This window comes from Bacillus sp. B4EP4a (assembly GCF_006680105.1).
Classification (GTDB): Bacteria; Bacillota; Bacilli; order Bacillales; family DSM-1321; genus Peribacillus; species Peribacillus simplex_E.
On the sequence record NZ_VHIK01000028.1, the window covers coordinates 19,638 to 45,224 of the forward strand.

28 protein-coding genes and 2 riboswitches are annotated in these 25,587 nt (G+C 41.2%); of the genes, 19 read left to right on the forward strand and 9 right to left on the reverse strand.

The window, feature by feature from the left end:
* Positions 1–13: 13 nt before the first annotated feature.
* Positions 14–1,186 carry a YqgU-like beta propeller domain-containing protein gene (locus tag FNK51_RS14660; protein ID WP_141993832.1) on the forward strand — a complete coding sequence of 391 codons (1,173 nt, stop codon included), beginning with the start codon at positions 14–16 and terminating at the stop codon, positions 1,184–1,186.
* Positions 1,187–1,227: 41 nt separating this feature from the next.
* Here the strand turns inward: FNK51_RS14660 and FNK51_RS14665 are convergent, their stop codons facing one another.
* Positions 1,228–1,401 (reverse strand): DUF2759 domain-containing protein, encoded by a 174-nt coding sequence (locus tag FNK51_RS14665; protein ID WP_034308396.1) that lies wholly within the window; start codon positions 1,399–1,401, stop codon positions 1,228–1,230.
* Positions 1,402–1,634: 233 nt separating this feature from the next.
* Between FNK51_RS14665 and FNK51_RS14670 the strand changes: the two genes are divergently transcribed.
* Positions 1,635–2,261 (forward strand): MBL fold metallo-hydrolase, encoded by a 627-nt coding sequence (locus FNK51_RS14670; protein ID WP_141993833.1) that lies wholly within the window; start codon positions 1,635–1,637, stop codon positions 2,259–2,261.
* A gap of 398 nt (positions 2,262–2,659) precedes the next feature.
* Positions 2,660–3,760, forward strand: coding sequence for a class I SAM-dependent methyltransferase (locus FNK51_RS14675; RefSeq protein ID WP_181762269.1), 1,101 nt, complete (start codon positions 2,660–2,662; stop codon positions 3,758–3,760).
* Positions 3,761–3,812: 52 nt separating this feature from the next.
* On the opposite strand, the gene FNK51_RS14680 is transcribed toward FNK51_RS14675, so the two are convergent.
* Positions 3,813–4,055 carry a DUF2626 domain-containing protein gene (locus FNK51_RS14680; protein WP_076365317.1) on the reverse strand — a complete coding sequence of 81 codons (243 nt, stop codon included), beginning with the start codon at positions 4,053–4,055 and terminating at the stop codon, positions 3,813–3,815.
* Between the two features lie 85 nt (positions 4,056–4,140).
* Positions 4,141–4,842: a helix-turn-helix transcriptional regulator gene (locus FNK51_RS14685; RefSeq protein WP_141993835.1), complete on the reverse strand. Its 702-nt coding sequence runs from the start codon at positions 4,840–4,842 to the stop codon at positions 4,141–4,143.
* A gap of 212 nt (positions 4,843–5,054) precedes the next feature.
* On the opposite strand from FNK51_RS14685, the gene FNK51_RS14690 reads away from it, so the two are divergent.
* From FNK51_RS14690 to FNK51_RS14730, 9 genes are all read left to right on the forward strand, one after another.
* Positions 5,055–5,435 carry a Spx/MgsR family RNA polymerase-binding regulatory protein gene (locus FNK51_RS14690; RefSeq protein ID WP_098369816.1) on the forward strand — a complete coding sequence of 127 codons (381 nt, stop codon included), beginning with the start codon at positions 5,055–5,057 and terminating at the stop codon, positions 5,433–5,435.
* Positions 5,436–5,530: 95 nt separating this feature from the next.
* On the forward strand, positions 5,531–6,616 hold the full coding sequence (gene comGA / locus FNK51_RS14695) for a competence type IV pilus ATPase ComGA (protein WP_483295535.1): 1,086 nt from the start codon (positions 5,531–5,533) through the stop codon (positions 6,614–6,616).
* Entirely contained in the window at positions 6,600–7,634 is a 1,035-nt protein-coding gene (gene comGB, locus FNK51_RS14700) for a competence type IV pilus assembly protein ComGB (protein WP_181762270.1), read from the forward strand. The genes comGA and comGB overlap by 17 nt, the downstream gene beginning before the upstream one ends.
* Positions 7,635–7,711: 77 nt before the next feature.
* Positions 7,712–8,023 carry a competence type IV pilus major pilin ComGC gene (comGC, locus tag FNK51_RS14705; protein WP_063233178.1) on the forward strand — a complete coding sequence of 104 codons (312 nt, stop codon included), beginning with the start codon at positions 7,712–7,714 and terminating at the stop codon, positions 8,021–8,023.
* Between the two features lie 7 nt (positions 8,024–8,030).
* Positions 8,031–8,474: a competence type IV pilus minor pilin ComGD gene (comGD, locus tag FNK51_RS14710; protein WP_098369818.1), complete on the forward strand. Its 444-nt coding sequence runs from the start codon at positions 8,031–8,033 to the stop codon at positions 8,472–8,474.
* Entirely contained in the window at positions 8,461–8,799 is a 339-nt protein-coding gene (locus FNK51_RS14715; protein ID WP_141993837.1) for a hypothetical protein, read from the forward strand. The genes comGD and FNK51_RS14715 overlap by 14 nt, the downstream gene beginning before the upstream one ends.
* The gene (comGF, locus tag FNK51_RS14720) at positions 8,747–9,226 is read left to right on the forward strand and encodes a competence type IV pilus minor pilin ComGF (RefSeq protein WP_141993876.1); all 480 of its coding nucleotides are present in this window, start codon (positions 8,747–8,749) and stop codon (positions 9,224–9,226) included. The genes FNK51_RS14715 and comGF overlap by 53 nt, the downstream gene beginning before the upstream one ends.
* A complete protein-coding gene (comGG, locus tag FNK51_RS14725; RefSeq protein ID WP_179890981.1) occupies positions 9,219–9,605 on the forward strand; it encodes a competence type IV pilus minor pilin ComGG in 387 nt (128 codons plus the stop codon). Before comGF ends, comGG begins: the two co-directional genes overlap by 8 nt.
* A 117-nt stretch (positions 9,606–9,722) precedes the next feature.
* Positions 9,723–9,908 carry a YqzE family protein gene (locus FNK51_RS14730; protein ID WP_063233067.1) on the forward strand — a complete coding sequence of 62 codons (186 nt, stop codon included), beginning with the start codon at positions 9,723–9,725 and terminating at the stop codon, positions 9,906–9,908.
* A 46-nt stretch (positions 9,909–9,954) separates the two neighbouring features.
* On the opposite strand, the gene FNK51_RS14735 is transcribed toward FNK51_RS14730, so the two are convergent.
* Together FNK51_RS14735 and FNK51_RS14740 are read right to left on the reverse strand one after the other, a co-directional pair.
* Positions 9,955–10,755, reverse strand: coding sequence for a YqhG family protein (locus FNK51_RS14735; RefSeq protein ID WP_141993838.1), 801 nt, complete (start codon positions 10,753–10,755; stop codon positions 9,955–9,957).
* Positions 10,733–12,421 carry a DEAD/DEAH box helicase gene (locus tag FNK51_RS14740; protein WP_141993839.1) on the reverse strand — a complete coding sequence of 563 codons (1,689 nt, stop codon included), beginning with the start codon at positions 12,419–12,421 and terminating at the stop codon, positions 10,733–10,735. Before FNK51_RS14740 ends, FNK51_RS14735 begins: the two co-directional genes overlap by 23 nt.
* A 375-nt stretch (positions 12,422–12,796) precedes the next feature.
* Positions 12,797–12,884: riboswitch (glycine riboswitch) on the forward strand.
* A 3-nt stretch (positions 12,885–12,887) separates the two neighbouring features.
* Positions 12,888–12,971, forward strand: a riboswitch (glycine riboswitch).
* A gap of 138 nt (positions 12,972–13,109) precedes the next feature.
* Here FNK51_RS14740 and gcvT point away from each other — a divergent pair.
* The 3 genes from gcvT to gcvPB are packed head-to-tail and all read left to right on the forward strand — an operon-like array spanning position 13,110 to position 17,030.
* Positions 13,110–14,216 (forward strand): glycine cleavage system aminomethyltransferase GcvT, encoded by a 1,107-nt coding sequence (gcvT, locus tag FNK51_RS14745; RefSeq protein WP_141993840.1) that lies wholly within the window; start codon positions 13,110–13,112, stop codon positions 14,214–14,216.
* A 17-nt stretch (positions 14,217–14,233) separates the two neighbouring features.
* Positions 14,234–15,580, forward strand: coding sequence for an aminomethyl-transferring glycine dehydrogenase subunit GcvPA (gene gcvPA, locus FNK51_RS14750; RefSeq protein WP_141993841.1), 1,347 nt, complete (start codon positions 14,234–14,236; stop codon positions 15,578–15,580).
* Entirely contained in the window at positions 15,573–17,030 is a 1,458-nt protein-coding gene (gene gcvPB, locus FNK51_RS14755; RefSeq protein WP_141993842.1) for an aminomethyl-transferring glycine dehydrogenase subunit GcvPB, read from the forward strand. Before gcvPA ends, gcvPB begins: the two co-directional genes overlap by 8 nt.
* A gap of 161 nt (positions 17,031–17,191) precedes the next feature.
* On the opposite strand, the gene FNK51_RS14760 is transcribed toward gcvPB, so the two are convergent.
* Entirely contained in the window at positions 17,192–17,575 is a 384-nt protein-coding gene (locus FNK51_RS14760) for a rhodanese-like domain-containing protein (RefSeq protein WP_076365383.1), read from the reverse strand.
* Between the two features lie 203 nt (positions 17,576–17,778).
* Here FNK51_RS14760 and FNK51_RS14765 point away from each other — a divergent pair, with 203 nt between their 5' ends.
* Positions 17,779–18,615, forward strand: coding sequence for a lipoate--protein ligase family protein (locus FNK51_RS14765; RefSeq protein ID WP_098369826.1), 837 nt, complete (start codon positions 17,779–17,781; stop codon positions 18,613–18,615).
* A gap of 392 nt (positions 18,616–19,007) precedes the next feature.
* Positions 19,008–21,578 carry a vitamin B12-dependent ribonucleotide reductase gene (locus FNK51_RS14770; protein ID WP_141993843.1) on the forward strand — a complete coding sequence of 857 codons (2,571 nt, stop codon included), beginning with the start codon at positions 19,008–19,010 and terminating at the stop codon, positions 21,576–21,578.
* 136 nt (positions 21,579–21,714) lie between these two features.
* Here the strand turns inward: FNK51_RS14770 and FNK51_RS14775 are convergent, their stop codons facing one another.
* Positions 21,715–21,900 (reverse strand): hypothetical protein, encoded by a 186-nt coding sequence (locus tag FNK51_RS14775; protein WP_098369828.1) that lies wholly within the window; start codon positions 21,898–21,900, stop codon positions 21,715–21,717.
* Positions 21,901–22,037: 137 nt separating this feature from the next.
* Between FNK51_RS14775 and splB the strand changes: the two genes are divergently transcribed.
* Positions 22,038–23,063, forward strand: coding sequence for a spore photoproduct lyase (gene splB / locus FNK51_RS14780; RefSeq protein ID WP_141993844.1), 1,026 nt, complete (start codon positions 22,038–22,040; stop codon positions 23,061–23,063).
* 85 nt (positions 23,064–23,148) lie between these two features.
* Positions 23,149–24,030, forward strand: a complete 882-nt coding sequence (locus FNK51_RS14785) for a patatin-like phospholipase family protein (protein WP_098369830.1) — start codon at positions 23,149–23,151, stop codon at positions 24,028–24,030.
* Positions 24,031–24,053: 23 nt separating this feature from the next.
* On the opposite strand, the gene FNK51_RS14790 is transcribed toward FNK51_RS14785, so the two are convergent.
* Both FNK51_RS14790 and FNK51_RS14795 read right to left on the reverse strand, forming a co-directional pair.
* Entirely contained in the window at positions 24,054–24,428 is a 375-nt protein-coding gene (locus FNK51_RS14790; protein ID WP_081395494.1) for an SA1362 family protein, read from the reverse strand.
* A 138-nt stretch (positions 24,429–24,566) separates the two neighbouring features.
* Positions 24,567–25,520, reverse strand: a complete 954-nt coding sequence (locus tag FNK51_RS14795) for a DUF1385 domain-containing protein (RefSeq protein ID WP_098369831.1) — start codon at positions 25,518–25,520, stop codon at positions 24,567–24,569.
* Positions 25,521–25,587 lie beyond the last annotated feature (67 nt).

The following is a 25,587-nucleotide window of genomic DNA, read 5'->3' on the forward strand; positions in this document are numbered from 1 at the left end:
AAGTGGGAGGTGTGTGGAGATTAAAGTATCCAAAGCAGCACTTTGTATGCGGCTTTCCATTTGTAAGATGTTGTGTTTCGTCCCATTATTTATCTCCACTATCCTTCTTATCTCGGCTTGTGAGCCTTCCAAGGACCTTAGTAAACCCGTAAATGATACGGAAAAAGAACACTCCCAATCTAACCTGGAAACTTCAGTAAGCAATTTAAAGGTCCCGACTGCAGAAACGGAAAAAATCGAAGCCATTTTTGGATGGCTGGATTCAAAAACCATTTTATATTCTGTGAAGCGGGATGGTAATGAATTATCCCAGTTGATGGCATGGAATTTGGAAACGAATGATACTTCCGTTTTCTATCAGCCGGCTTTTGCGTTTTCTGAAGTATCGATCAGTCCGTCTGGTAAGCATATCTTGTTATCGTCCTTCACCTCTTCGGATAAAGCATCAATCACAATACTCGATAAAACGGGAAATCCATTGTATTCCGTGGCGATCCCAGCCTATGAATTAGCTTATGAGTGGAATTCATTTAAAGATGGCCAGTTGTTTGTATCGAGTTTTTATGAAGATTGGACATACAGCAGTTATGTGTTGAATCCAGATGAACAAACTATGGAAACTCTGGACTTTCCGCAGCCCTTTGCTCAATGGGCAAGTGAAAATGAATTGATGTTTCTGGATTGGGACAAGGAAGAACCTGCTTTGACGGCTCCCCTAGAAAGAAAAGCGCTGAATGAGGATGGAGCGGACAGTCTTATGCTCGATGTCATTCACTTTAAAAAGATAAAACAAGCGCTGATGACAATTCAAGTGGAGACAGAAAAACAAGATCGGGGTACATATGCATTTTATGATTCTACAAACAAGCCGATCCACTCTTTTTCCGTGCCGCTATTGAAAAGCTTTTCAGATTGGGTGATTCCATCCTATGATTTCATTGAAAAAAATAAGGAATTCATAACGTTCATTCCTAATGAATCAAAAGATGCGGACCAATATGAGGGAAGGTTTACCTTAACTAAATTAAATTGGGAAAAAGGCACACAAGAAGAATTGATGAAGGACATGGAAAATGAACCATTAAGCTGTTCGCTTGATGGCAACTTCTGCTTATATGGATATCAATTTGAGAAAATCATTGATATGAAAACCCATCAAATACAAAGATTGTTCAAACAAACATGATGACCTAAAACAAAAGCTCGCCGGATGGCGAGCTTTTTTCTTCAATGGGCAACAGGAAAACCGCTGTTGATGACAGTCATGACAGTGAACCAGCCAAACACTACTGCACTGCCGGCTGCAAAAATGAATCCTAAGAAGTTTCTCTTTTTTAATGAGGTAAACACAGCTGCTACTCCTAATATAGCCACAAGTCCGAAAACAACCATTAATATCATGTCAAAACCCCCTTTTTACGTAATGAATAACTAATCCCTAATAATATACCCAGAGAATAAAGCAACTACCAAAAATATGTAGAAAAGATTGCATTTGTTAATATCTTAATATTTTTTCAATTATTTGTCGAGGTTTAATAGGTGACACTTCTATGACTTGAGTAAACTGGATTAACATTAGCAGCTTAATTAGTGTAAGATGAAGATAGAAAATCATATTGGAGTTGATGGAAATGAAATGGAAACAAATTCCTCTAGGCCCGCTGCAAACGAATTGTTATGTAGTTTCCGATGGACAGGATTGCATCATTTTCGATCCGGGTGAAGAGCCACAGAAAATCATACAGTACATACAAACAAAAAATTTAAAGCCTTTGGCGATTTTATTGACACATGCACATTTTGACCATATCGGTGCTCTTGATGCTATTCGGGATCATTATGGGATACCTGCATATATTCATGAAAAAGAGGCCAAGTGGCTGCTTGATCCCGCGTTGAATGGTTCCCAAAACTGGTTCCCTGAAAATCCGATGCGAATGAAGCCTGCCGATCACATCCTGGCAAATGAGCAGGAGCTCACTATTGGAGAATTCACTTTCGAAGTATTTGAAACTCCCGGACACTCACCAGGGAGCGTTTCGTATTATGTGAAGGAAGAACGTCTCCTCTTTTCAGGGGACGTCTTGTTCCAAGGAAGCGTTGGCAGAACCGATTTAATAGGCGGAAGCGAGGCAGTGCTGTTAAATAGCATTGAAACGAAGCTGCTGACACTTTCTGATGATGCTATCGTTTTTCCTGGTCATGGGCCTGTCACGACCATTTTGGATGAAAAGAATACTAATCCCTTTTTGAGATAATGACTTTTGCAGGTGCCATATGGCACCTGTTTTATTTTTAGACTTTATAATGTAAAAATATTGAAATGGGTAATCTCCACAACTATACTGAATATAAAAAACGTTTTGACACTCACTTTTAAAAGGCTTAAAGAAATTTCCGGGGTCTTCCTTGTGTGGATGACTCTTCTGATTCAGCCCTGAAGTAAGATGCATATTTTAATATTTGCTGGAAGCATTCATTTTTTTTATGGTGGCACTCTTAAGAACTTTGAGATGAAAAATTGAACATTTTGTGAACCTTAAATTTGTTTTCGTGTATGATTGTCGATAAAAAAACTTATTTATGTGTTTTATTAAGAAAAAGGAAAGTTTAATTTTCAATATGATGGAAGATCATGGAGACGGAGGCTATTGTGTTGAAAAATCACTTGAAGGAATTGGTTGCAGGAAGCCCCCAAAAAAGAATTTCCTATCATGACTATATGGATGCTGTTTTATATACGCCAAAAATAGGCTACTATGCACGCGCAAAAGAGAAAATTGGCTCAAGAGGGGATTTTTATACGTCTGGCAATGTTGGGGATGCATTTGGGAGATCACTGGCCAGGTGGTTCGTTTATTTGATAAAAAGGTGCGGAGTTTCACCAAGAATCATCGAGGTCGGCGCAGGGGACGGTAAGCTGGCTTATGACATCCTCGTTTTCATAAAAGAAATGGAACCGCAGATATGGGACTCTCTGACTTATATCCTTGTGGATGGCAGTCCATTTCATAGAAAGGTTCAGCAAGAACGTATAGGGATGTTCAAACAGGCAGTTTCTGCCGCCAGTTTAGAAAAATGGACGAATGTAAATGGAATCGTCTTTTCAAATGAACTTTTCGACGCGTTGCCTGTACATGTTATTGAAAAGTATAAGGGAGCCCTGGTAGAGGTATTCGTCACTGATAAGGAAGGCGATTTGGTAGAAGTGAGGGAACCTTTGGACAACCCTGACATTCTATCTTACCTTACAGAACGAAATATCACCTTAAATGAAAAACAACGATATGAAGTTCCGCTAAAAATGGTCCGTGAATATGAGAAGATCGTTTCCTGTATCGAATCGGGTATTCTCCTTACGATTGATTATGGCTATACCGAAAGGGAATGGAAGGAGCCAGCACATCTTCAAGGGAGCTTGAGGGGCTATTATCAGCATCAAATGATTAAAGATGCGCTTATGTATCCTGGTGATATGGATTTGACGACACATATCCATTTTGACACATTAATCGAGATTGGAAAAAGAAAGGAACTTTCCAATCAGGGGCTATTCCTTCAAAATGAATTCTTGCTTAAAGCAGGGATACTAGAGGAATTGAAGGACCATCAAGGAACTGATCCATTCTCGAAAACGGCAAAGCGTAATCGTGCAATTCGGGGGCTAATTGTTCCAGGGGGGTTTAGTGAACATTTCAAAGTTCTGCTTCAATCGAAGAATTTAGCAGAAGATGTGAGGATCTTTCCTGAATGGTGACAAGTAAAAACCCATGAATAAAAATTCATGGGTTATGTAATATTGCTTGTTCTTAATGCGCAGTACCCGGAGTCATCATAAATACGCTCCAGTAGGAAAATCCTGCAAAGAAAACGGTAAGATAGGCGCCGAAAACATAAATATACATGCGCTCAGATAATTTCAAATAACTTAAAAGTACAAAAAAGATCGTTTGTGCAAAGAAAAGCAAAGACGTTTGATGCATATGGCCAAGATAAAAGAAAATTGCCATAATTCCTGTCCAAAATCCACATACTCTGAACATGCGTTCCACCCGAATCCCTCCTTATGTCTAGACGTGTACATTCTAAATAATTATAAATGAAATTGTAAGGTAATGTAAAGGATGCCTTTTGTTTCTATGTGAGAACCGAAGCCTGGTATGAGCATGTTGCACAATTGGACATCATATTTTCTATTTCCACAATATTGACATTCTCAAACAAGGCTTCGAACATACCTTCTAAAAATGAATTGTGCATGGAGCAGATTGTTCTTGGCTCCACTTCAGCAACTTCCTTAAACGGGCAATTGAAGATACGGAAGTATATTTTATTTTCTTCTTCGCTTGCTTGTATTTCAGGAGATAACCCTGCGATCGTAGCCGCATTTTTAAGCATATTGACCTTTTCCCAAAAACCAAGTCGATCGATCGATGTCGAATTCAGGTCTAGTTGCTGATTGATCAATTCCTCCCCGAATTCTTTTCCCGTTTCATAAAGTGCCTGTTTTCCTTGTTCCCCTAATGTCATCATCGTCTGGATGGCAATCCTTGAAAGCAGCTGATAGTTCCTATATGGAAAATGAAGTTGAATGACTTTATCAGATAATCGATAAAGTCTGCTGGGACGACCGCCTTTCCCCGTCTTTCGGGCATCCGAGGTCAACATATCGATATCCTCAAGTTTTGACAAATGCAGACGGGCAACATTTGGATGGATGTTAAAAGAATCGGCGATTTGCTGTACCGATACATCACCATGCTTGTTCACAATATGCTGATATATATAATATCTGGTGGGATCAGCTAACACGTTTGTTATTTTTAACGTTTGTTCCATTACACCCTCCTGTTTCCATAGTTTAACTATGTCCATTATAATGCAGGCAGAAAAAAATGGAATAAGAGAAAGGGCAAACTCCTTTTAGTTTAAAAAATGTTCACAAATAAAGCGGCTTAATAAGCAAAAATATATACAATAATTGTACAAATATTATACAATCATTATATAGATTATTAATGTATACAAAATGTGAACGGGGAGTGATTAGTATGGCACAGTTAACTTTCTTTTCGTATCCAAGTTGTACATCTTGCCGCAAAACAAAAAAATGGTTAAGGGCCAATCAAGTTTCCTTCGATGAGCGACATTTATTCAGAGAGACTCCAACTGTAGCAGAGTTAAAGAGAATTCTTGAATTGACATCTGAAGGGCTTGATGAAGTCTTAGCAACAAGAAGTGAAGCATACAAAGACTTACAAGTTAATATTGACGAAATGATGCTATCTGATGTAATCCAATTATTAACAAAAGAACCGAAGTTATTAAGAAGGCCCATTCTCATAGACGGGCAAAAACTGGTGATTGGTCATAATGTAGACGCATTAAGAAATTTGGTTTCCAAAAGGCTTGATTTGAAAATGAGCATGTGAGATGATTCTCGAAATTTCTTTCGGGAATTTTTTTTTTCTGAAGCAGGAATTTGTCGTGGATTGTCGAATCCATACAACAAGAATCATAGGAGGTGATGAATGAATTGATATCGATTGAAAAGACCGCAGAAAAAATACTGACCCGTGCTGTACAGGAATCGGCATCGGATATCCACATTTTTTTTCGCAAGGAGGGACCTCTCATCCAATTCAGGATAGACAATAAGCTTGTTCCAAAGGAAACATTATCATTCTTTGAAGCAGAGAGGCTGATCGCTCATTTGAAGTTCCTTGCCTCGATGGATATAGGGGAGAAAAGGAGGCCCCAGAGTGGTGCCATCACCATCAATTTGGCCAACCAGGTGGTCGGACTCCGCCTTTCCACTTTACCCACTGCCCATCTCGAAAGTTTGGTCATCCGCTTAATACCCCAACAGAATATCCTTCCTCTAGAACAGTTATCCTTATTTCCAAGCACCGTTCAAAAATTGATTGCTCTCCTGAAGCATTCCCATGGCATGCTCATATTTACCGGCCCGACTGGCAGTGGAAAAACCACGACACTATATTCCCTGCTTCACCATGCCCATGAGATGATCAATCGAAATATTATTACACTTGAAGATCCCATTGAAAATGTATCCGAAAAGGTATTGCAAGTCCAAATCAATGAAAAGGCGGGCGTTACGTATTCTGTCGGTCTAAAAGCTGTTCTGAGGCATGACCCTGACGTGATCATGGTTGGGGAAGTCAGAGATGCAGAAACCGCCAAAATCGCAGTGCGTGCCGCATTGACCGGTCATTTGATACTTACAACCATGCATACCAGGGACGCCCAGGGCGCCATCTCCAGGTTACTGGAATTTGGTGTCAGCCTGCTTGAGGTTGAACAGAGTTTGATTGGCGTGACAGCACAGCGGCTGGTTGAATTGCGATGTCTTCCATGTAAAGGGGACTGTGATTTAGCTTGCAAAATGACTGCCAGGAATAAAAGGGCAAGTGTATATGAATTGCTATATGGAAAAAGCCTGGCTGAGGTTCTCCGGATAATGGGGGATGAAAAAGGAAAGGCAACGGTCAGCTACCGCCAATTGAAGGATGAAATCGGAAAAGCGGTTGCGATGGGCTATGTGGATTCCGGGGAATATGAACGGCTGGTATACGATGAAACCAAAAAGTAAATGGAAGGTAAAAGAGCAGGCGGTCTTTATTTCGAAGCTAGGTGAATTATTGAATCATGGTTATCCTTTGGCGGACGCTTTACATTTTCTTGAGTTTCAGGAATCAAAGAAGAAAGCGGAAGACTTCACTCAGGCTAAAGCCGATTTAAGGAACGGTTACCCGTTGCACATGGTGCTGACCCATCTTGGTTTTCATCCGCAGCTTGTAAGTTATATATTTTATGGAGAACAATATGGCGACCTGGAACGGGCGTTGAAAGAAGGAGGGCGATATTGGAAGAAAAGAACCGAGGATATGGATAAAGTAAAAAAGTTAATGGTGTATCCCGTATTCTTAGTCTTTTTTGTAAGCATCGTTTTTTATATTCTTCAGAGTGTTCTCCTACCCAAATTCCAGACAATCTATTTCACGATGGATGTCGATCAGCACACACTCTTAAAATTAATGGCAGCCTCCACATTCATTCTTCCAGCACTCCCCTTCTTTTTACTCGGATTGCTCCTATTCTTGTATATACTCAAACGATTTTGGTTTAACGGATTGTGCCCATTAAGGCAGCGAAGGATTTTGATGAGAATTCCGATATTCGGGACCTTCATCAAATTATACGAAACTTATTTTTTTGCTAGCCAATTCAGTGGCTTACTTTCCGGAGGGCTATCGATAAACGATAGCATCAAATTATTCTCGATAAATCAACAGCAGCCTTTTTACCAAAAACTATGCAATATCATTAAGGATGATTTGATCGAGGGCAGATCACTTGAAATGATTTTTCGGGAGCTCCCATATTTTGATGGGAATTTACCGGTGGTCGCTGCAAATGGTCAAAAATACGGCAGACTTGATGCGGAGCTGCTTCATTACAGTCGTTTTTTACTGGAGAAAATTGAAGAGAGAATGAATGCAATCTTGAAAATCATTCAGCCTCTTATGTTCTCACTTATAGGTCTTTTGATTGTATCCATTTATTTGGCAGTTTTGCTGCCGATGTTCTCACTGCTCGAAGGTATATAGGATTTCATTTTTGTATTCCGGAGGTGAAAATGCTCGAAGGTCATCTGGTATTCAGATGGTTTCAGGAGCATGATGATATGTTGAAGAAAGTGATGAATGAACGTGGTTTTACATTAATTGAAATGCTTATTGTTTTATTGGTAATATCCATCCTATTGATTATAACGATCCCCAATATCACGAAGAACCAATCTACGATTCAGTCTAAAGGATGTGAAGCATTCGTGAAGATGGCCCAAGCGCAGGTACAGGCTTATGAGATCGACAATGCTAAACTGCCCGGAAGTATCGGTGAGTTGGAAAGTCAAGGCTATCTCAAACAGACATCTTGTCCTAATGGGGATGATATTAGTTTGGATAGTAAAGGAAAGATAACGGTCGTTGAGTAGGAGAGAAGTGAACATACGGCATTCCAATGGGGGGTATACACTATCTGAAACCCTCATTGTCCTCGTTATTTTTGTACTCCTGATTTCCATCGGTCCTAATCTATATCCTAGCTTCACAAAAGGAATGGAAAATAGGCTATTCCTTTCTCAATTCCATGAAGATCTTTTCTATGCACAACAGTATGCCATCAGTCATGAGAGCTTGATTTACCTCCATATTGATAATACCAAAAAGGTTTATACCGTTTCGTCTTATAAGGAGGGGATCGTTTTAGAAAGAATCATTCCAGAGGATATACAGTTTTTAAGTGGCACTTTGGGGTTCAGCTTTCATTTTAATCAGTATGGAAATGCTTCAAAAGCCGGAACGATTATGATTGACACCTCAAAGGGAAAGTACAAGCTGATCCTCAATATCGGTAAAGGGAGGTTCAGGATTGAGAAATTGTAAAGGTTACGTCTACCTTGAGCTGATAGCCGCATTTGCCGTTTGTATATTCCTGGTCCTTGCCATTTTACCCATTCTTGAAGAGTTATTGATGGATCGGAAAGATATTGCCGTAAGGACAGAAGCCCACCATTTATTATATGAAAGATTGACGGCGTTCATGGATGGGGAGATACAAGCAGTTGGTCAGGAAATCATTTACAAAAAAAGATCCTATGAATTGGTTTGGAAGGACCATGGGGATTTCCCGGGAATGATTGAAGGGTGTGTACGTTATGAAGATGAATCGGGTAATCTGGAATCCATTTGTGATGCTGCGAAAAAATGATGGCTTTACGATGATCGAAATGCTTTTTTCTTTAATGATTTTAATGACTACGTCCCTTATTGTTCTACAGCTTTTTTCTATCATTCACACCCAAATGGGGTCAGTTGATAAATTGCATCCTAAAGAGTGGGAGGTCTTTACCATGCAAATGAAGCAGGAGGTCCGGAGTTCCAAAGTTCAGGATGTAATGGGAAATAAATTATTTTTGCTTTCAGGTGAGCAATTATCATCGTTTGAACAATATGAAGATAAGGTCCGAAGACGAGTGAATGGAATGGGGCATGAGGTCATCTTGCAGAACATTTCGGAATTCCGGGTTGAAAAGGATGGCGGTGTCATTGTTATAAATATAACGGATAAAGCAGGAACTACTTTCAGTCGAAGATTTCACCCTTTCATAAGGAATGTTACGAAAGTCGATGAATAATCAAAAAGGAGTCGTTTTCCCGATGGTCATGATTGTAGCGAGTGTTTTCATCATGTTCACGATACTAATGATAGACCAGTTTATCATTGATAAAAAGTTTTATAAAGAAGTGGAAGAGTCGCTTGTGGCCGACCATCTTGTCCATCTAGCCATCATGGATGTGACGGCAGAGTGGGGCGAAGAAATCCCAAAAATCATCCAGGGGGAAATTTCATATCCCAATGGTGTGGTGCGGTATTCCTTGATGAAACAAGAAGGTCCTTACGTATATATCGAGTTTTCTTCCACGACTAAAAATGATCGCGAGGGCAGGGTCATCATTCAATACGATAAAGAAGCGGGGAAAGTGAAAGAATGGTTGGAAAAGCAAGCTGGCTAATGCGCATAATCAACACTCTTTTAAAACGGAACGCGACAGGTTCACGTGTTCAGGGAACAAGCGAAGGAATAAAAGGAGCGTAAAACGGGCATACTTTGCATAGGGTGATGATTTTATATGTCTACAAACGCTTATATTAAATATCTGACGCAGCAGCTTGTCGAGTATTTTAATCTGACGAAAAAAGAACGAAAAGAAAAGCGCCGTCACAGAAAAGAGGATAAAAATCATGGTATGTCCCATTGGTTTGGCATTGTCCCTTTTGCTTTGTCGATGTTCGTAAGGAAAAATATCAAAAAGTGAAACAGATGTCCCGAACTTAGGACATCTGTTTCTTTTCGTTCTTTAATTATCCCAACGCCCTATCTGAAAGGTAAAATAATCCTCCGTTGATGATGGATATTCTGATGTTGGGTTCATATTGAGCTTTTAGTGCTTCTTTCTCGGTATAATAACTCTCACTTTTTTCGTCCATATCTTTGTAAAAATGCTCCAATAAATTCAAATCATTCTGCCAGCGCAGCATTGCTTCCTCCGCCCAAGAATGGTCATCATCCTCGAAACTGGTCCTGATGTATGTATCCAGTCTTGCCAATCCACTCTTGGGCATGATCAAAGGTGAAAGCGTAAAGGAGTAATCCGGTATTTTTGGGGTAACCTTTATCGGTAAAACCCGATGGTGAAACTTTTCCATGATCTCACCTGAGATTAGATTCAGTCCTATCGACATGAAAGTATCTTTTTTACGGTCGCATTGATAGGATATTTTCACATTCAGGGTCAGCCAAGGAAACAAAGGATTATTTCCGCCGCCTTTTGATGGAGGAGTATCCTCAAAAAGTCTAGTATACCCTGCCAGCTTTTTGGTTGATTGAATAATCTGATGAAGGCGTGGGGAGCCAAAATGAATCATTTCTCCCTTTAAATCGGATGGAGCTTGTTCTGGATCGGTAATGAAAGTCATCTGTGCTGGGTTCGGAACGCCACCTGTTTTTTCTAGATAATGCCAGTAAAAGGGTCTGTTCATTAATTCTTTATCCATTTCAATCGTCAATTGGACTGTAAGGTGGGTTGGTGCATTATCCAGTATTTCACAATCGTTGGCCTTAAAAAAAGTTATTAAAAAATCATGAATTTCCCGTTGCTGCATGAACCTCACCTTCCTTCATTGATTGAGCGAATTGGATTAACGATGAAAAATTATCCATCTTGATCTTCATTTCGCCCTCTGTTTTGGACTCGCCGACCACATCAATTAAATATTCTTCAATGTTGTTAATATCCAGTTTGGTTAGAATATCATCCAATTCTCCAATTACTTTTTCAAATAAATTTATTTTTTCGTATAGTAACTTCAGAATATGTTCTTCTACTGTATTTTTCGTGGCAAAGTTATAAATCATCACATCTTCTTCCTGACCAAGGCGGTGAATCCGTCCAATTCTCTGTTCGAGCCTCATGGGGTTCCATGGCAGGTCAAAATTAATCAAGTGATGGCAAAACTGAAGGTTTATCCCTTCCCCGCCAGCTTCTGTTGCTATTAATACCTGTATATTCTTTTGGAATAATTCCCGCATCCAGTCTTTCTTACCGCGCTTAAAACCGCCTCGGAAGGGAACCGAAGAAATTCCATTCTGCTGTAGGTACCATTGGAGATATAGCTGAGTCGCCCGGTATTCGGTAAAGATAATCACTTTGTCATCAATTTTCTTGATCAGTTCCAGTGCTTTTTCAGCCTTGGAGTTCTGAACTGTTTCATTCACTTTAGAAAATAAATCATCAAGCTTTGCCAAAAAGTCAGGGGAAGGCTGATCATATTTTTCTTTCATATTCTTTAATGTATAAAAGACCGCCTCTCTGCTGCTGCATGCTTCCCTTTGGAGAGTGAGAGCCGAAAAGGCGCTTCCTTTTGATCCATCCGAAATAGGCTTGAATTTGGAAACAGCATCGTACAATGCCTGTTCCGATGGAGAAAATTCAATGGTGATGGTTTCCACATGCCGTTTTGTCCATTCAATGCCAGTATCGGCCCGCCGGTTTCGAATCATGACAGTATTGACCAGTTCCTTTAGGTGTTCATCTTCAATGATGTTCCGGCCTTTCCCTTTATACTTTTCCGAAAAGAGTGAGGCATTTCCCAAGTGGCCCGGTTTCAATAACGAAACGAGGTGAAAAATCTCCTCGACTTTATTTTGAATCGGAGTGGCTGTCAGGAGTAAACAAAATTTCTTTTTCAGATTTTGGACGAATTCATAGTTCTTCGTCTTATTGTTTTTAAGTTTATGAGCTTCATCAATAATGATGAAGTCATATTCCTGAGTAAAAATGATATCTCGATGTGGAGCGCGTTTCGCTGTATCAATGGATGAAATGACCACATCACAGGATTCCCAAACATAACTTTTTCTCTGAACGACTGCCGGTATATGAAACTTGGTATTCAATTCAAAAGCCCATTGTGTGACAAGGGAGGCTGGAACAAGGATCAATACTTTTTTTACAAGGCCCCTAATCATATACTCTTTTAGGATCAAGCCTGCTTCAATTGTTTTTCCGAGCCCCACCTCATCAGCTAAAATGGCCTTTCCATTCATCTTTTCCACCACTTGCTTGGCTGCTTCCAATTGATGGGGAAGCGGGGTTAACTGCGGAAGGTGCTTGGGCGCCTGTAAACCTTCAAAATCAGGGATGATAAGATTTTCCTCCATTTGAACCGCCAACTTATAAAGCTCCCAATTTCCCCATGGACCGTCATTTTCCATTTTTTGCAGAAACTCGTCATTCCATTCAGAATTGAAGGATATATTGATTTTCATAGAAATAACTCCCTCTTAAATCATAATTTCCTTAATAAAAGGTCAAAACCCGAACATTTCGTATGTGAAGTAAGAAAAATATTTCTTTTCAAAAGATATTGCAGAGATAAGTTTCTTAGGGTAGGATATAAGTATATTTAGAAAATTCCAATTTCCAAACGCTACAAAGAATCTTTGTACATCGATTTTGCAGTTCGCGTTTTCTTAGTATGAGCTATAGGCTCCTAATTTATCCAAGATTACTGAAGGAGATTACTCAAACGGTTTCTGAAGTTTTAGGAGAATTGGCAGAGAATGCATTCCATGATGCTCAAAGGTTTTACCGATGCTTGGGGCTATTTCGCTTCCTTTCATTGGTAGACCATTCATATGCGGGTGAAGATAAGGGGAGAGACTACGGATGTAGCGCCGAAGGAGCAAACTTAGCAGTGAATCTCTCAGGCAAAAGAACTCTTATTGGACGCAACTCTGGAGAGCGCCGCCCGTTTTGGGACGGCCACCAAAGGGGAAAACCTATTACATAGGTAAACTTTCAGGTTTCAGGACAGAGAAAAAGCTCAAACGGGCTTTCTCTGTCCTTTTTTGTGCTTTTTTCACATCATGAATCAGGATATACCTGATGCGTAATGACAAGAAGCTTTTGATAATGAAGCCAATTAATTTAAAAAAATCTGAAGGGGGTCATTTTTTGACCAATTTAAAAAGAACACCACTATTTGAGGTTTATCGTGAATACGGAGGTAAAACGATTGATTTTGGCGGCTGGGAACTTCCTGTCCAATTTTCGGGTATAAAGGACGAACATGAAGCCGTACGTACAAAAGCGGGGTTATTCGATGTTTCCCATATGGGGGAAGTCGATGTTAAGGGTCCTGGGAGCCTTTCCTTTTTACAGAAGATGCTGACTAATGATATATCAAAGCTGCAACAGGGCGGTGCCCAATATACCGCCATGTGTTATGAAAACGGAGGCACGGTTGATGATCTTATCGTGTATAAAAGGGCTGAGGACGACTATCTGCTCGTGGTCAATGCAGCGAATACAGAAAAAGATTTCAATTGGCTGCAAGCTAATTTAACGGAAGATGTCCAAATTACGAATGTATCGAGTGACTATACACAGCTGGCACTTCAAGGACCATCTGCAGAAAAGATATTACAAAAACTATCGGGAAATACTGACTTAAGTGAAATTGGATTTTTCAAGTTCAAGGAAAATGTCCTGATCAACGGTATCTCCACGTTGGTATCCCGTACTGGATACACTGGTGAAGATGGGTTTGAGATATATAGCGACAGTGAAAATGGTCCTGCCCTTTGGAATGCGATTATGGAAGCCGGAAAGGAAGAGGGGGTTCAGCCGATTGGTTTAGGTGCTCGTGATACCCTGCGTTTTGAAGCGAAACTGCCGCTGTATGGACAGGAGCTTTCAGCGGACATCACCCCGATGGAAGCCGGTATTGGTTTTGCAGTAAAAGTGGATAAGGAAGTGGATTTTTTCGGGAAAGCCGTTCTTGCTGAGCAAAAGGAGAAAGGAGCTCCCCGCAAGCTTGTGGGAATTGAAATGATTGACCGTGGCATTCCACGTCATGGGTATAAGGTCTACAGCGGTGATAAAGCCATTGGCGAGGTCACGACCGGTACCCAATCACCAACGTTGAAGAAAAACGTGGGATTGGTACTTATCGATAAGGAATTTTCGGTGCTGGATGCGGAAGTCGAAGTGGAAATCCGTTCCAAACGTTTGAAAGCCGTTATCATACAAACACCTTTTTATAAAAAACCACGTAAATAGAGAGGAATGGTCATTAGATGAAACATCGTTATTTACCCATGACAGAGCAAGATAAACAAGAAATGCTGGAAGCGATAGGGGTATCTACTGTTCAAGAACTTTTCAATGATATCCCTGAAAGCGTTCGTTTTCAAGGAGAATACGATATCAAGCCTGCTAAATCGGAACCTGCATTAATGAAAGAATTATCAAGGCTTGCTGCCAAGAATGCGGACCTTAAAAACTATGCTTCCTTCCTTGGTGCGGGTGTCTATGACCATTACGCACCGGTCATCGTCGATCATGTTTTATCCCGTTCTGAGTTTTATACGGCTTATACACCCTATCAGCCTGAAATTTCACAGGGCGAGCTTCAGGCGATCTTTGAATATCAAACGATGATATGTGAATTGACGGGCATGGATGTTGCTAACTCCTCCATGTATGACGGCGGGACGGCGCTAGCTGAAGCAGCCATGCTTGCTTCAGGCCAGACACGACGCAAGAAGATTCTCATTTCAGGAACCGTTCATCCTGAATCAAGAGAAGTTGTGAAGACATATGCGAAAGGGCAACGGGTGGAAGTGGTCGAAATTCCTTATAAAGACGGTGTGACGGACTTAGCTGCTTTAAGGGAATTGGCGAATGATGACATTGCAGGAGTGATCGTGCAATATCCGAACTTTTTTGGCCGCATCGAGCCATTGAAAGAAATGGAGGAAATCATTCATGGAGTCAAGTCCATGTTTATCGTTTCCAGTAACCCGCTTGCATTGGGAGCTTTGACATCCCCTGGTGCACTCGGTGCAGATATCGTAACGGGGGATGCCCAGCCATTCGGCATTCCAGCGGCATTTGGGGGACCTCATTGTGGATATTTTGCCGTTACTAATAAACTTGTTCGGAAAGTTCCGGGCCGACTCGTCGGTCAAACGGTGGATGAAAATGGAAAAAGGGGGTTTGTACTGACCCTTCAAGCTCGTGAACAGCACATTCGTCGTGACAAAGCCACATCCAACATTTGTTCCAATCAAGCTTTGAATGCCTTGGCAGCTTCTGTTGCAATGACCGCGCTTGGGAAAAAGGGTGTCAAAGAAATGGCCGTGCAAAATATTCAAAAAGCGCATTATGCGAAAAAAGCAATTATGGCAAAAGGGGTGGAAGTGATATTCGACGGTCCTTCGTTTAATGAATTTGTCATTAAACTGCCTGCTTCGTTTTCAGAAATCAATAAAAACCTTTTTGAAAAAGGGATGATCGGCGGCTTCGATTTAGGGACGGTTTATCCTGAGCTGAAAGACCATATGCTGGTCGCGGTAACTGAACTTAGAACAAAAGAAGAAATTGATGCACTTGCGCAGGAATTGGGGGATCAACATGAATAATCAAGATCAATCACTCATTTTTGAAATCAGTACTTCCGGTCGAATCGGATACAGTCTGCCAGAAATGGATGTTGCAACTATTCCGCTCGAAGAAATTCTTCCTGCCGACTACATCCGTGAAGAAGAGGCAGAGCTTCCTGAGGTGTCCGAACTGGATATCATGCGTCATTATACAGCACTTTCCAAACGGAATCATGGGGTGGATTCGGGTTTTTATCCGCTGGGTTCATGCACGATGAAATATAATCCGAAAATAAATGAAAATGTGGCACGCTTCAACGGTTTTGCCCATATCCATCCATATCAGGATCCGGCTACTGTTCAGGGAGCATTGGGACTATTATTTGATTTGCAGGAACACTTAACGGAAATCACGGGGATGGACCAAGTGACACTACAGCCTGCAGCGGGTGCTCACGGTGAATGGACTGGATTGATGATGATTCGCGCTTTTCACGAAGCGAATGGCGATACAGAACGGACTAAAGTGATTGTACCTGATTCTGCACACGGTACGAATCCTGCTTCTGCAACTGTTGCCGGACTTGAAACGATTACAGTGAAGTCGGATGAAAATGGGTTAGTCGACCTTGAGGATTTAAAGCGTGTTGTCGGACCGGATACGGCGGCCTTGATGCTGACGAACCCCAATACATTGGGATTATTTGAAGAAAACATTTTGGAAATGGCACAACTTGTCCATGACGCAGGCGGGAAGCTTTATTATGATGGAGCCAATCTGAATGCAGTCCTATCAAAAGCACGCCCGGGTGATATGGGCTTTGATGTGGTTCACTTAAATCTCCATAAAACATTCACAGGCCCGCATGGCGGCGGCGGCCCGGGTTCTGGTCCTGTAGGGGTGAAGTCGGACTTGATTCCTTACTTGCCTAAACCGCTTGTGGTCAAACAAGGTGAGCAATTCGTTCTTGATTATGATCGTCCGCAATCCATTGGTAGGGTAAAACCTTATTATGGTAATTTCGGGATAAACGTGAGGGCATATACGTACATTCGGTCAATGGGTCCTGATGGCCTTAAAGCCGTCACGGAGAATGCGGTCATCAATGCCAATTATATGATGCGTAGGTTAGAACCATTTTTTGACTTACCATATAATCGTCATTGTAAGCATGAATTCGTATTAAGCGGACGCCGTCAAAAGAAATTAGGGGTAAGGACTCTCGATATAGCCAAAAGATTGCTGGATTTCGGGTATCATCCTCCAACCATTTACTTCCCGTTGAACGTGGAAGAAGGAATGATGATAGAACCGACTGAAACCGAGTCAAAAGAAACGCTGGATGCGTTCGTCGATGCGATGATCCAGATTGCCAAGGAAGCGGAAGAAACCCCGGAAATCGTTCAGGAAGCTCCGCATACAACCGTTATAAAGCGGCTTGATGAAACTCTTGCTGCAAGAAAACCTGTTCTGCGTTATCAAGCATAGACTGATAGCTTACACGAAAAAAATCCCTGCCTGCCGGCGGGGATTTTTCATGTTTATGTAAGAATTCATTAAAGTTCAACAGTTAACTTTCATTTTCCTAGAGCCCGCATGATGCACAAGAATGCTTTTTAATTTAAAAGAGCCCATGCGGTGATGGGGTCTTATTTCTTTGCTTTGATTTTCCCGGTCCACATCTTGAAACCGCCCTTTAGGTGAAAAAGTTCCCTGTAGCCCTTTTTGTATAGCATGGCTGCAGCTCTTCCGCTGATGATTTCGCTTTGAGCGTACAAATATACAGGCTTGTCCGGTCTAATTTCGACCAAGCGGGTTTTCATTTGAGTCATAGGGATGTTTCTTGCGCCTAAGATATGACCATTATCGAAATCATTCGGTTCCCGCACATCGATTAGCTGCACTTTTCTGTAGTTAGCGATAAATTCGTCCTGTGTTAATGTTTTGACGATTTTACGCTGGCGGTACCAATTAAAAAGTGAATACGCAATAACCACTCCCAAGATGATGAGCAGTGTATATAATATTTCCAAACATAAAAACTCCCTTCTACCTTAACGAATACAGACAATCTTTATTATATAATTGCTTTACCCAATAATCAAAAAGAATTTTCATCAAATTCTTCATCGACTTGATAGCACTTTCTTTTTTAGAGTGTTAAAGTCTGTTAAACTACTACATGTGAGTTTTTTGTGGGGGAATGAAAAACAGTCTATTGAAACGAGGGGTAAGGATGACTAAAGAAAAATGGGGTTTTATAGATTCGGGGTATTGTTCACCGGCTTTTAATATGGCGTTGGACGAAGCACTGTTAAACTGGCAAAGCAAAGCTGAAATTCCGCCAATCATACGCTTTTACGGCTGGGATCCAGCGACATTGTCGATTGGTTATTTTCAAAAGGCTGAAGCGGAAATTGATTTGGAAGAGGTCAAAAGGCAGGGCCTTGGTTTTGTTCGCAGGCCGACAGGAGGACGAGCGGTACTGCACGAGCATGAATTGACTTATAGCGTAATCGTTCCAGAATCCTATCCGGGAATGCCAACTACCGTTACTGAAGCATATCGTGTCATTTCTGAAGGAATATTAATGGGGTTCAGGAATCTGGGATTGGATGCTTATTTTGCCGTGCCTAGAACCGATCAGGAAAAAGCGGCTTTAAAAACGCCCAGGTCTTCCGTCTGCTTTGATGCTCCAAGCTGGTATGAACTGGTCGTCGAGGGCAGGAAGGTCGCTGGCAGCGCTCAAACCAGGCAAAAAGGCGTCATCCTTCAGCACGGTTCCATTTTGCTTGAACTTGATGATGATAAGCTCTTTAGCGTATTTAAATTCTCAAATGACAGGGTTAAAGAGAGAATGCAAAAAAATTTAAAAAATAAAGCTGTGGCCATAAATGACATTGCCGGAAGAAAGATTACCATACCTGAAGCGAAGGAAGCTTTTGAAAAAGGTTTTGCGGAAGGACTTTCGATCGAGTTAGAGCCATACGTCCTAACTGAAAAGCAATTGCTGGAAGTGAAGGCCATTGCAGAAAGCAAATATGAAAGCGATGAATGGAATTTCATGAGATAGACGAAGTGGGATAATTAGAGTGATTAAATAAAAAAGTTTTTTCAGATTTTTTTGACCAAATAAGCTATCCCTTGCAGGGATAAGCCCTAAAAGGGATGGGGAAAAAGCAAGGTCCAAATTAATTGAAATCTGATGAAAAATTATTGTAAATCGACATTTTCCTCCCTTTTACTAACTATATTAATTGATTTATCGTTTGACAAAATTAAAAGTTATTCAAAACAAACACAATATATAGTGGTTGAAATATTTAATACGACACTATATGTTGATTTTTGAGTTTCGCTATGATAAATTTAGGGTACTTGTTAAGCGAAACGGACATGTAAGGCTACATAAGGATTTTTGCGGCAGCAAGAACGGATCTTGAAACATATAAAGGAGAGGGAATTATGTCGGTTGTAATAAAAGAAGCTTTAAAGGTTGATCTAGAAAGGTTGAATAAGGATATTTCTTTATTTCCCCAGGTTCACCCTGTAACTGCTGATATGAAAATGGCGCATAAGGGAGTGTCCCGTCTAGTCATGCTTGACCGCTATTCTTTTAAGGATACTGAAAAAATCACACTCTCGGCAGGCGATTTCGTCGTGTTGACGATTAAGGAAGATCCGAAATTCCCGGCAAGGGGTCTCGGTTACATCGTTGAAATTGATTGGGAAACCAAAAAAGCCAAGGTATTGGTGGATGAAGAATTCCGTGGCGTATTGGATAATCCGGAAGAAGTGGAGACGGGAATTGTAAACCGTCCGTTGGATATAATTGAAAAGCCGCTTGAAATATACTATGAACAAATTGCGAAACGTAATGCAACGGGCTTGGCATCAGTGGAAACCACGGAAGAAAAAAGAACGGAATGGTTCAATAAATTCTATGAAGAATTAAAGAACCTTAATTTTGTCCCGGCAGGACGAGTATTGTACGGTGCAGGTTCCAATACGGACGTTACTTATTTCAACTGCTATGTAATGCCATTCGTCCCGGATTCACGTGAAGGGATTTCAGAACATAGGAAACAAGTGATGGAAATCATGAGCCGCGGCGGCGGAGTGGGTACGAACGGATCGACACTGCGTCCAAGAAACACTCTGGCAAAAGGGGTGAATGGAAAATCCTCGGGTTCAGTTTCATGGCTTGACGATATTGCGAAACTGACGCATCTTGTTGAACAGGGCGGTAGCAGACGCGGCGCGCAAATGATCATGCTTGCTGATTGGCATCCTGATATTGCGGAGTTCATCATTTCCAAAATGCAAAATCCAAGGATTCTGCGTTACCTAGTGGAAAACACTAAAGATGAAGCCATCAAGAAATATGCGACTGATAAATTGAAATTCACGCCGCACACGGAACAGGAAACGGCTATGTATCAAGGGATCATCAATTATAAGGAGATTCCTGGCCAAGGTGGATTTAGCGAGAAAATCATTAGGGATGCAGAAGAAAAGATCCGTACAGGTGGAACGTATAGTGTCCATAATTCGGATTTTCTGACTGGAGCCAATATCTCTATTTGCCTGACTAAGGAATTTATGGAAGCGGCGGAACAAGATGCGGAATACGAATTGCGTTTTCCTGATGTAGAGAGCTATAATGCCGAGGAAATGGCCATTTACAATGAAGAATGGCATAATGTCGGTGATGTGCGTGAATGGGAGAAAATGGGTCACAAAGTCCGTGTTTACCGTAAAATCCGAGCTAAAGAGCTTTGGAACTTAATAAACATTTGTGCCACATATTCTGCTGAACCAGGTATTTTCTTTATCGATAATGCTAATGAAATGACGAATGCCAAAGCATACGGTCAGCAGGTCGTAGCCACGAACCCTTGTGGCGAACAGCCATTGGCCCCATATTCAGTTTGTAACCTTGCGGCAGTCAATCTGGCTGAAATGGCTGATAAAGATAGCAAAACGGTCAATTTCGAGAAACTTAAGCAGACCGTCGAAGTCGGTGTGCGTATGCAGGACAATGTCATTGACGCAACTCCTTATTTCTTGGATGAAAACAAAAAACAGGCACTGGGCGAGCGACGGGTTGGACTTGGTGTAATGGGTCTGCATGACCTGTTGATCTACTGTGAAACGGAATATGGCTCTGAAGAAGGAAATATCCTGGTTGACAAGGTGTTTGAAACGATTGCGACTACAGCTTACAGGGCTTCCGTGGAACTCGCAAAAGAAAAAGGCAGTTTCCCGTTCCTGATTGGGTCAACGGACAAAGAAACCAATGAGCTTAGAACACGTTTCACACAAACCGGATTTATGGAAAAAATGCCGGAAGATATCAGGGAAAGTGTTGCTGCACATGGCATCCGTAACTCTCATTTATTGACAGTGGCTCCTACAGGAAGTACAGGAACGATGGTTGGGGTATCAACAGGTCTTGAACCATATTTCTCCTTTACGTATTTCCGCAGCGGCCGTCTGGGTAAATTCATTGAAGTGAAGGCTGACATTGTTCAGGAATACTTGGACCGTCATCCAGAAGCCGATTCAGAAGAGCTTCCAAAATGGTTCATTTCCGCTATGGAATTAGCTCCAGAAGCACATGCTGATGTTCAATGCATCATTCAGCGCTGGATTGACAGCTCGATCAGTAAGACAGTCAACGCTCCAAAAGGATATACTGTCGAACAAGTTGAAAAAGTATATGAACGTCTATACAAAGGCGGAGCAAAAGGCGGTACTGTATATGTGGATGGCAGCCGTGACAGTCAGGTCCTTACGCTTAAAGCGGAAGAAAACCAAATGGACGAGCAGCTTGAAATGGATGAATTGACAGATGTGGAAGTTAAGAAAAAAGTTGTATTGGTCGATACGATAAATGAACTGCGTTCGACGAATGTTACAATTGGATCGGAAGTGGGTAACACTTGCCCGGTCTGCCGTAAAGGTGAAGTCCAGGAAATGGGCGGATGCAATACTTGCACGAATTGCGGAGCGCAATTAAAATGCGGGCTATAAGCTGATGGATGGGAAGTCGTTAAGTATGCTGCAAAGCTATCTTAACGGCTTTTTTCATATATGTGGGGCAGTAACAGTCTGTTCAGTTACATAGAAGACCGAATCATCGTAAATTCGGTCTTCTTTTTGCGTTCAATCAACCATTTTCATTTTGCTGCCCTATTTCCTTTTCAGCTAGATATTGGTTGCCATCTTTCAATACCGAAAATTCATCGACCGAGTCTCCAGGTATATTCCTTGGATTTGGAAATTTATTATCTGTTTGGACGGTGATCGCTTGTTTCCCCGTTCCATTTGTCAAGAAGTCTCGTTTATTAACCATATCGCATCTCCTTCATTTTGAATTTCCAAGTAAAAACAATCATGAGGCTAACAGAATAAAGAAAAACTATCCTTATAATATAGATTGTGTAGTTCGATTGAAAATATGAACAAATCGATAAAAGAATGGAGATCGAAATGAAACCATTTATGCCACAGTTAGTATATATTGAGCCAAGGGCACTGGAATACCCGCTTGGCCGGGAGTTAAAAAAGAAATTCGAAGATTTGAACATTGAAATCCGTGAGACCACATCGCATAACCAAATTAGGGATCTTCCTGGAGAAAATGATCTGCAAAAATATCGTGTCGCAAAATCAACGCTTGTGGTAGGAATCAGAAAAACATTGAAATTCGATTCCTCAAAGCCATCTGCTGAATATGCCATACCTCTTGCTACAGGGTGTATGGGGCATTGTCACTATTGTTATTTACAGACCACACTCGGATCAAAACCATATATTAGGACATATGTGAATCTTGATGAGATTTTCGAAGCAGCCGAAAAATATATAAATGAGAGAAAGCCTGAAATTACCCGTTTTGAGGCAGCCTGTACATCGGATATCGTCGGAATTGACCATTTGACACATTCGTTAAAAAGGGCCATAGAATATTTTGGGAAAAGTGAATATGGGGTTCTAAGGTTCGTAACTAAATTTCATCATGTCGACCATCTATTGGATGCTGAACATAATGGAAAAACAAGATTTCGCTTCAGTATAAATTCACGTTATGTGATAAAGAATTTCGAGCCCGGCACTTCGAGCTTCGAAGAAAGGATGGAAGCGGCACGTAAAGTGGCAGGTGCCGGATATCCCCTCGGTTTTATCGTAGCTCCAATATATCGTCATGAAGCATGGAAGGAGGGCTACCATGAATTATTCGAACGGTTGAGTGAGGCTTTAAATGGGGTGGATATCCCTGACTTGACTTTCGAATTAATTCAGCATCGGTTTACTGGCCCAGCAAAAAAAGTGATTCAAAAAAACTACCCTAAAACAAAATTGGAACTGGACGAAACGAAGCGTAAATATAAATGGGGCCGATATGGAATTGGTAAATATGTTTATCAAAAAGAAGAAGCCGCAGAACTGGAAACGACCATTCGTGGGTATATAGCGGAATTCTTCCCTAAAGCGGAAATTCAGTATTTTACCTGAATCAAGGCAATTTTCTATTTAAAACTGTCATAAATCGCTCTAATCCTGCTTAGAAATGTAAAGACCGGATTAGGGGAGGGCAGCTATGATTATTGACGGCGTTTTTTCCGGAGGCGGGATTAAAGGCTATGGTTTAGTGGGAGCCCTGCAGGAATTGGAAGAACGGGGATTTGTATTCCATCGAACAGCCGGTACGAGTGCAGGATCCATAATTGCAGCTTTCGTAGCAGCTGGGTACACAGGTAAAGAAATGGAAAAGCTTTTTCTTGATATAGATTTAAGCGGCCTGCTGGACAAAAGGCGTGGTCTTTTGCCTATCCCGTTTGCCGAATGGCTCCTTTTATATTGGAAACTTGGCCTTTATAAAGGCAACGCACTGGAGACATGGGTCGCCGGTAAACTTGCCGAAAGGAATGTAGTCACCTTTAAGGATATTCGACCGAAATCCCTCCGAATCATAAGCTCTGACATTACAAATGGGAAATTGGTGGTACTGCCTGATGATTTACCGAACTATGGCATTGATCCGAGCACTTTTCCAGTGGCAAAGGCAGTAAGAATGAGTTGTAGCATTCCTTATTTTTTTGAGCCAGTCAAACTTGATGTCGGAAAAAGCAAGTTCCTTTTTGTTGATGGAGGTGTGTTAAGCAATTTTCCAATGTGGCTATTCAATTCAGATCATGTAAGAAAGGAAAGGCCGGTCATCGGCTTGCGGCTAAGTGTCGATGAGATATGGAAACCGCATAAGGTGGATAATGCGGTTGAATTGTTCTCCGCATTATTCAAAACGATGAAAGATGCCCATGATGCACGGTATATTTCCAAGAAACACGTCCATAATATTGTATTTATCCCGATGAAGGGAATTTCTGCAATGGATTTCAATCTGAATGATGAAAAAAAAGGTGAATTGATGAATCGGGGAAGGCAGTGCACGAAAGAATTCCTTAAAAAATGGACTTATTGATTATAAAAAGAAAAATCGGGCTCTTAAAAAGAAGCCCGATTTTTCTTTTTATTCTTTTTCCCTTCGATGACGGTTAAGTGACTATCCGTTTTCTTTCTCCATTTTATTTTCTTTGATGATTTTGCTGCAGAGAAGCTAGCCACATTATCTTTTTTCGAAGTTCGGTTTTTTAGCCTTTTTTTCGATTGGCGGGCAGCCTTTCGGAATGCTTGCTGCTCTTTCTTAACTGGTTTTCCCTTTGTTAATCCGGTATAAATCATATAAATAATCCCTGCGACAATGGCTATTATGAGAATGTTTCTAAAAAAGCCAATCGGGTCATTAAATAGTCGGCTCATTAGTCCGAGGACTCCGAGGGCGATGATTCCGTATATCATGAAAGATATGAAACGTTTCAACAAAGACACCTCCTTAAGAGCATCATAAGCATTTTTAGCTTATTTTAAACATTGTTAATGTAAAATATTTGAAAAAAAGTAAAAGGCATTCCCATAGTTAGTATATGATTTTCCATAATCAAAATGTGTATAGATGTTTTACACAATTACATCGGATTCTAAACTTTTTTCTGTCTCTTTTTCCATCCTTAACAGTTCATGAAAGGATGCTAATGCAACTTCGACTTGATCATCGGTGGGAGCCTTGGTCGTCAATAACTGAAGCCAAAGTCCAGGGTAACCAAGGTAGCGCAGAACAGGAATATCCTTTAATTTGTTCGTTGCCTGCAATACCTCGAAGGCAATGCCTAGCACGACGGGGATAAGCAAGATGCGATTGACGACACGAACCCATAACGGATCCGTTGGTACGAGAAGATAGATAAACATCCCTACAATGACAGTAAATAAAATAAAACTGCTGCCACAGCGATAATGAAGGCGGGAACTTGCCTGCACATTTGCCACAGTCAATTCTTTTCCGCTTTCGAAGCAATTGATCACCTTATGCTCAGCTCCGTGATATTGAAAGACCCGCTTGATTAATGGCGTCAAGGAAACTACATAAATATATACGAGCAGTAAGATCAGCTTGAACAAGCTTTCCACTAATACCTGAGCCGTATGGCCACTGAAAATGGGTTCTGTCAATTTTGCGAGGAAGACAGGAACCAAGGTGAAAAGCAATTTCCCAAATAGGAAGGAGATCACACCGATCACGGCAACACCTAGCCAAAGACTTAATTTAGAGGGTTCTTTCGTTTCTTGTTTCGTTTCGACCTGTTTTTCCCCGTCTTCTTCTTCATACTGTTCTGTGGAAAAGTTCAGATGTTTCGAGCCGGTGGCACTTGACTGGATCAATGATACGATCCCCCGTAGAAACGGTATTTTTTTCATAAGCTTTACAGCAGGCTTCGATTCACGCGGTAAATGATAATAAGCGATCGTTGAATCTTTGCGGCGTACCGCAGTGACTGTGTGATGTTTGCCCCCAAACATGACGCCTTCCACTACAGCCTGCCCTCCATAAACGGGTTTTTGAACCTCAGACATTTCTACACCAACCTAATAGTTATTCACGTAGCTCTCTCAAGGGTGCTAACATGTTTATTATCAAGCA

Bases quoted from the DNA above. Each gene is read 5' to 3' on its own strand.
- FNK51_RS14665 (WP_034308396.1), bottom strand. From the start codon at position 1,401: ATGATATTAATGGTTGTTTTCGGACTTGTGGCTATATTAGGAGTAGCA.
- FNK51_RS14685 (WP_141993835.1), bottom strand. From the start codon at position 4,842: ATGGAACAAACGTTAAAAATAACAAACGTGTTAGCTGATCCCACCAGA.
- FNK51_RS14740 (WP_141993839.1), bottom strand. From the start codon at position 12,421: ATGAAAATCAATATATCCTTCAATTCTGAATGGAATGACGAGTTTCTG.
- gcvPA (WP_141993841.1), top strand. From the start codon at position 14,234: ATGAAACATCGTTATTTACCCATGACAGAGCAAGATAAACAAGAAATG.
- splB (WP_141993844.1), top strand. From the start codon at position 22,038: ATGAAACCATTTATGCCACAGTTAGTATATATTGAGCCAAGGGCACTG.
- comGB (WP_181762270.1), top strand. From the start codon at position 6,600: ATGAAACCAAAAAGTAAATGGAAGGTAAAAGAGCAGGCGGTCTTTATT.
- comGF (WP_141993876.1), top strand. From the start codon at position 8,747: ATGAAGATGAATCGGGTAATCTGGAATCCATTTGTGATGCTGCGAAAA.
- comGA (WP_483295535.1), top strand. From the start codon at position 5,531: ATGAATGAATTGATATCGATTGAAAAGACCGCAGAAAAAATACTGACC.
- FNK51_RS14730 (WP_063233067.1), top strand. From the start codon at position 9,723: ATGTCTACAAACGCTTATATTAAATATCTGACGCAGCAGCTTGTCGAG.
- gcvPB (WP_141993842.1), top strand. From the start codon at position 15,573: ATGAATAATCAAGATCAATCACTCATTTTTGAAATCAGTACTTCCGGT.
- FNK51_RS14765 (WP_098369826.1), top strand. From the start codon at position 17,779: ATGACTAAAGAAAAATGGGGTTTTATAGATTCGGGGTATTGTTCACCG.
- FNK51_RS14775 (WP_098369828.1), bottom strand. From the start codon at position 21,900: ATGGTTAATAAACGAGACTTCTTGACAAATGGAACGGGGAAACAAGCG.
- FNK51_RS14690 (WP_098369816.1), top strand. From the start codon at position 5,055: ATGGCACAGTTAACTTTCTTTTCGTATCCAAGTTGTACATCTTGCCGC.
- FNK51_RS14795 (WP_098369831.1), bottom strand. From the start codon at position 25,520: ATGTCTGAGGTTCAAAAACCCGTTTATGGAGGGCAGGCTGTAGTGGAA.
- FNK51_RS14785 (WP_098369830.1), top strand. From the start codon at position 23,149: ATGATTATTGACGGCGTTTTTTCCGGAGGCGGGATTAAAGGCTATGGT.
- comGC (WP_063233178.1), top strand. From the start codon at position 7,712: ATGTTGAAGAAAGTGATGAATGAACGTGGTTTTACATTAATTGAAATG.
- FNK51_RS14735 (WP_141993838.1), bottom strand. From the start codon at position 10,755: ATGCAGCAACGGGAAATTCATGATTTTTTAATAACTTTTTTTAAGGCC.
- comGG (WP_179890981.1), top strand. From the start codon at position 9,219: ATGAATAATCAAAAAGGAGTCGTTTTCCCGATGGTCATGATTGTAGCG.
- FNK51_RS14770 (WP_141993843.1), top strand. From the start codon at position 19,008: ATGTCGGTTGTAATAAAAGAAGCTTTAAAGGTTGATCTAGAAAGGTTG.
- FNK51_RS14670 (WP_141993833.1), top strand. From the start codon at position 1,635: ATGAAATGGAAACAAATTCCTCTAGGCCCGCTGCAAACGAATTGTTAT.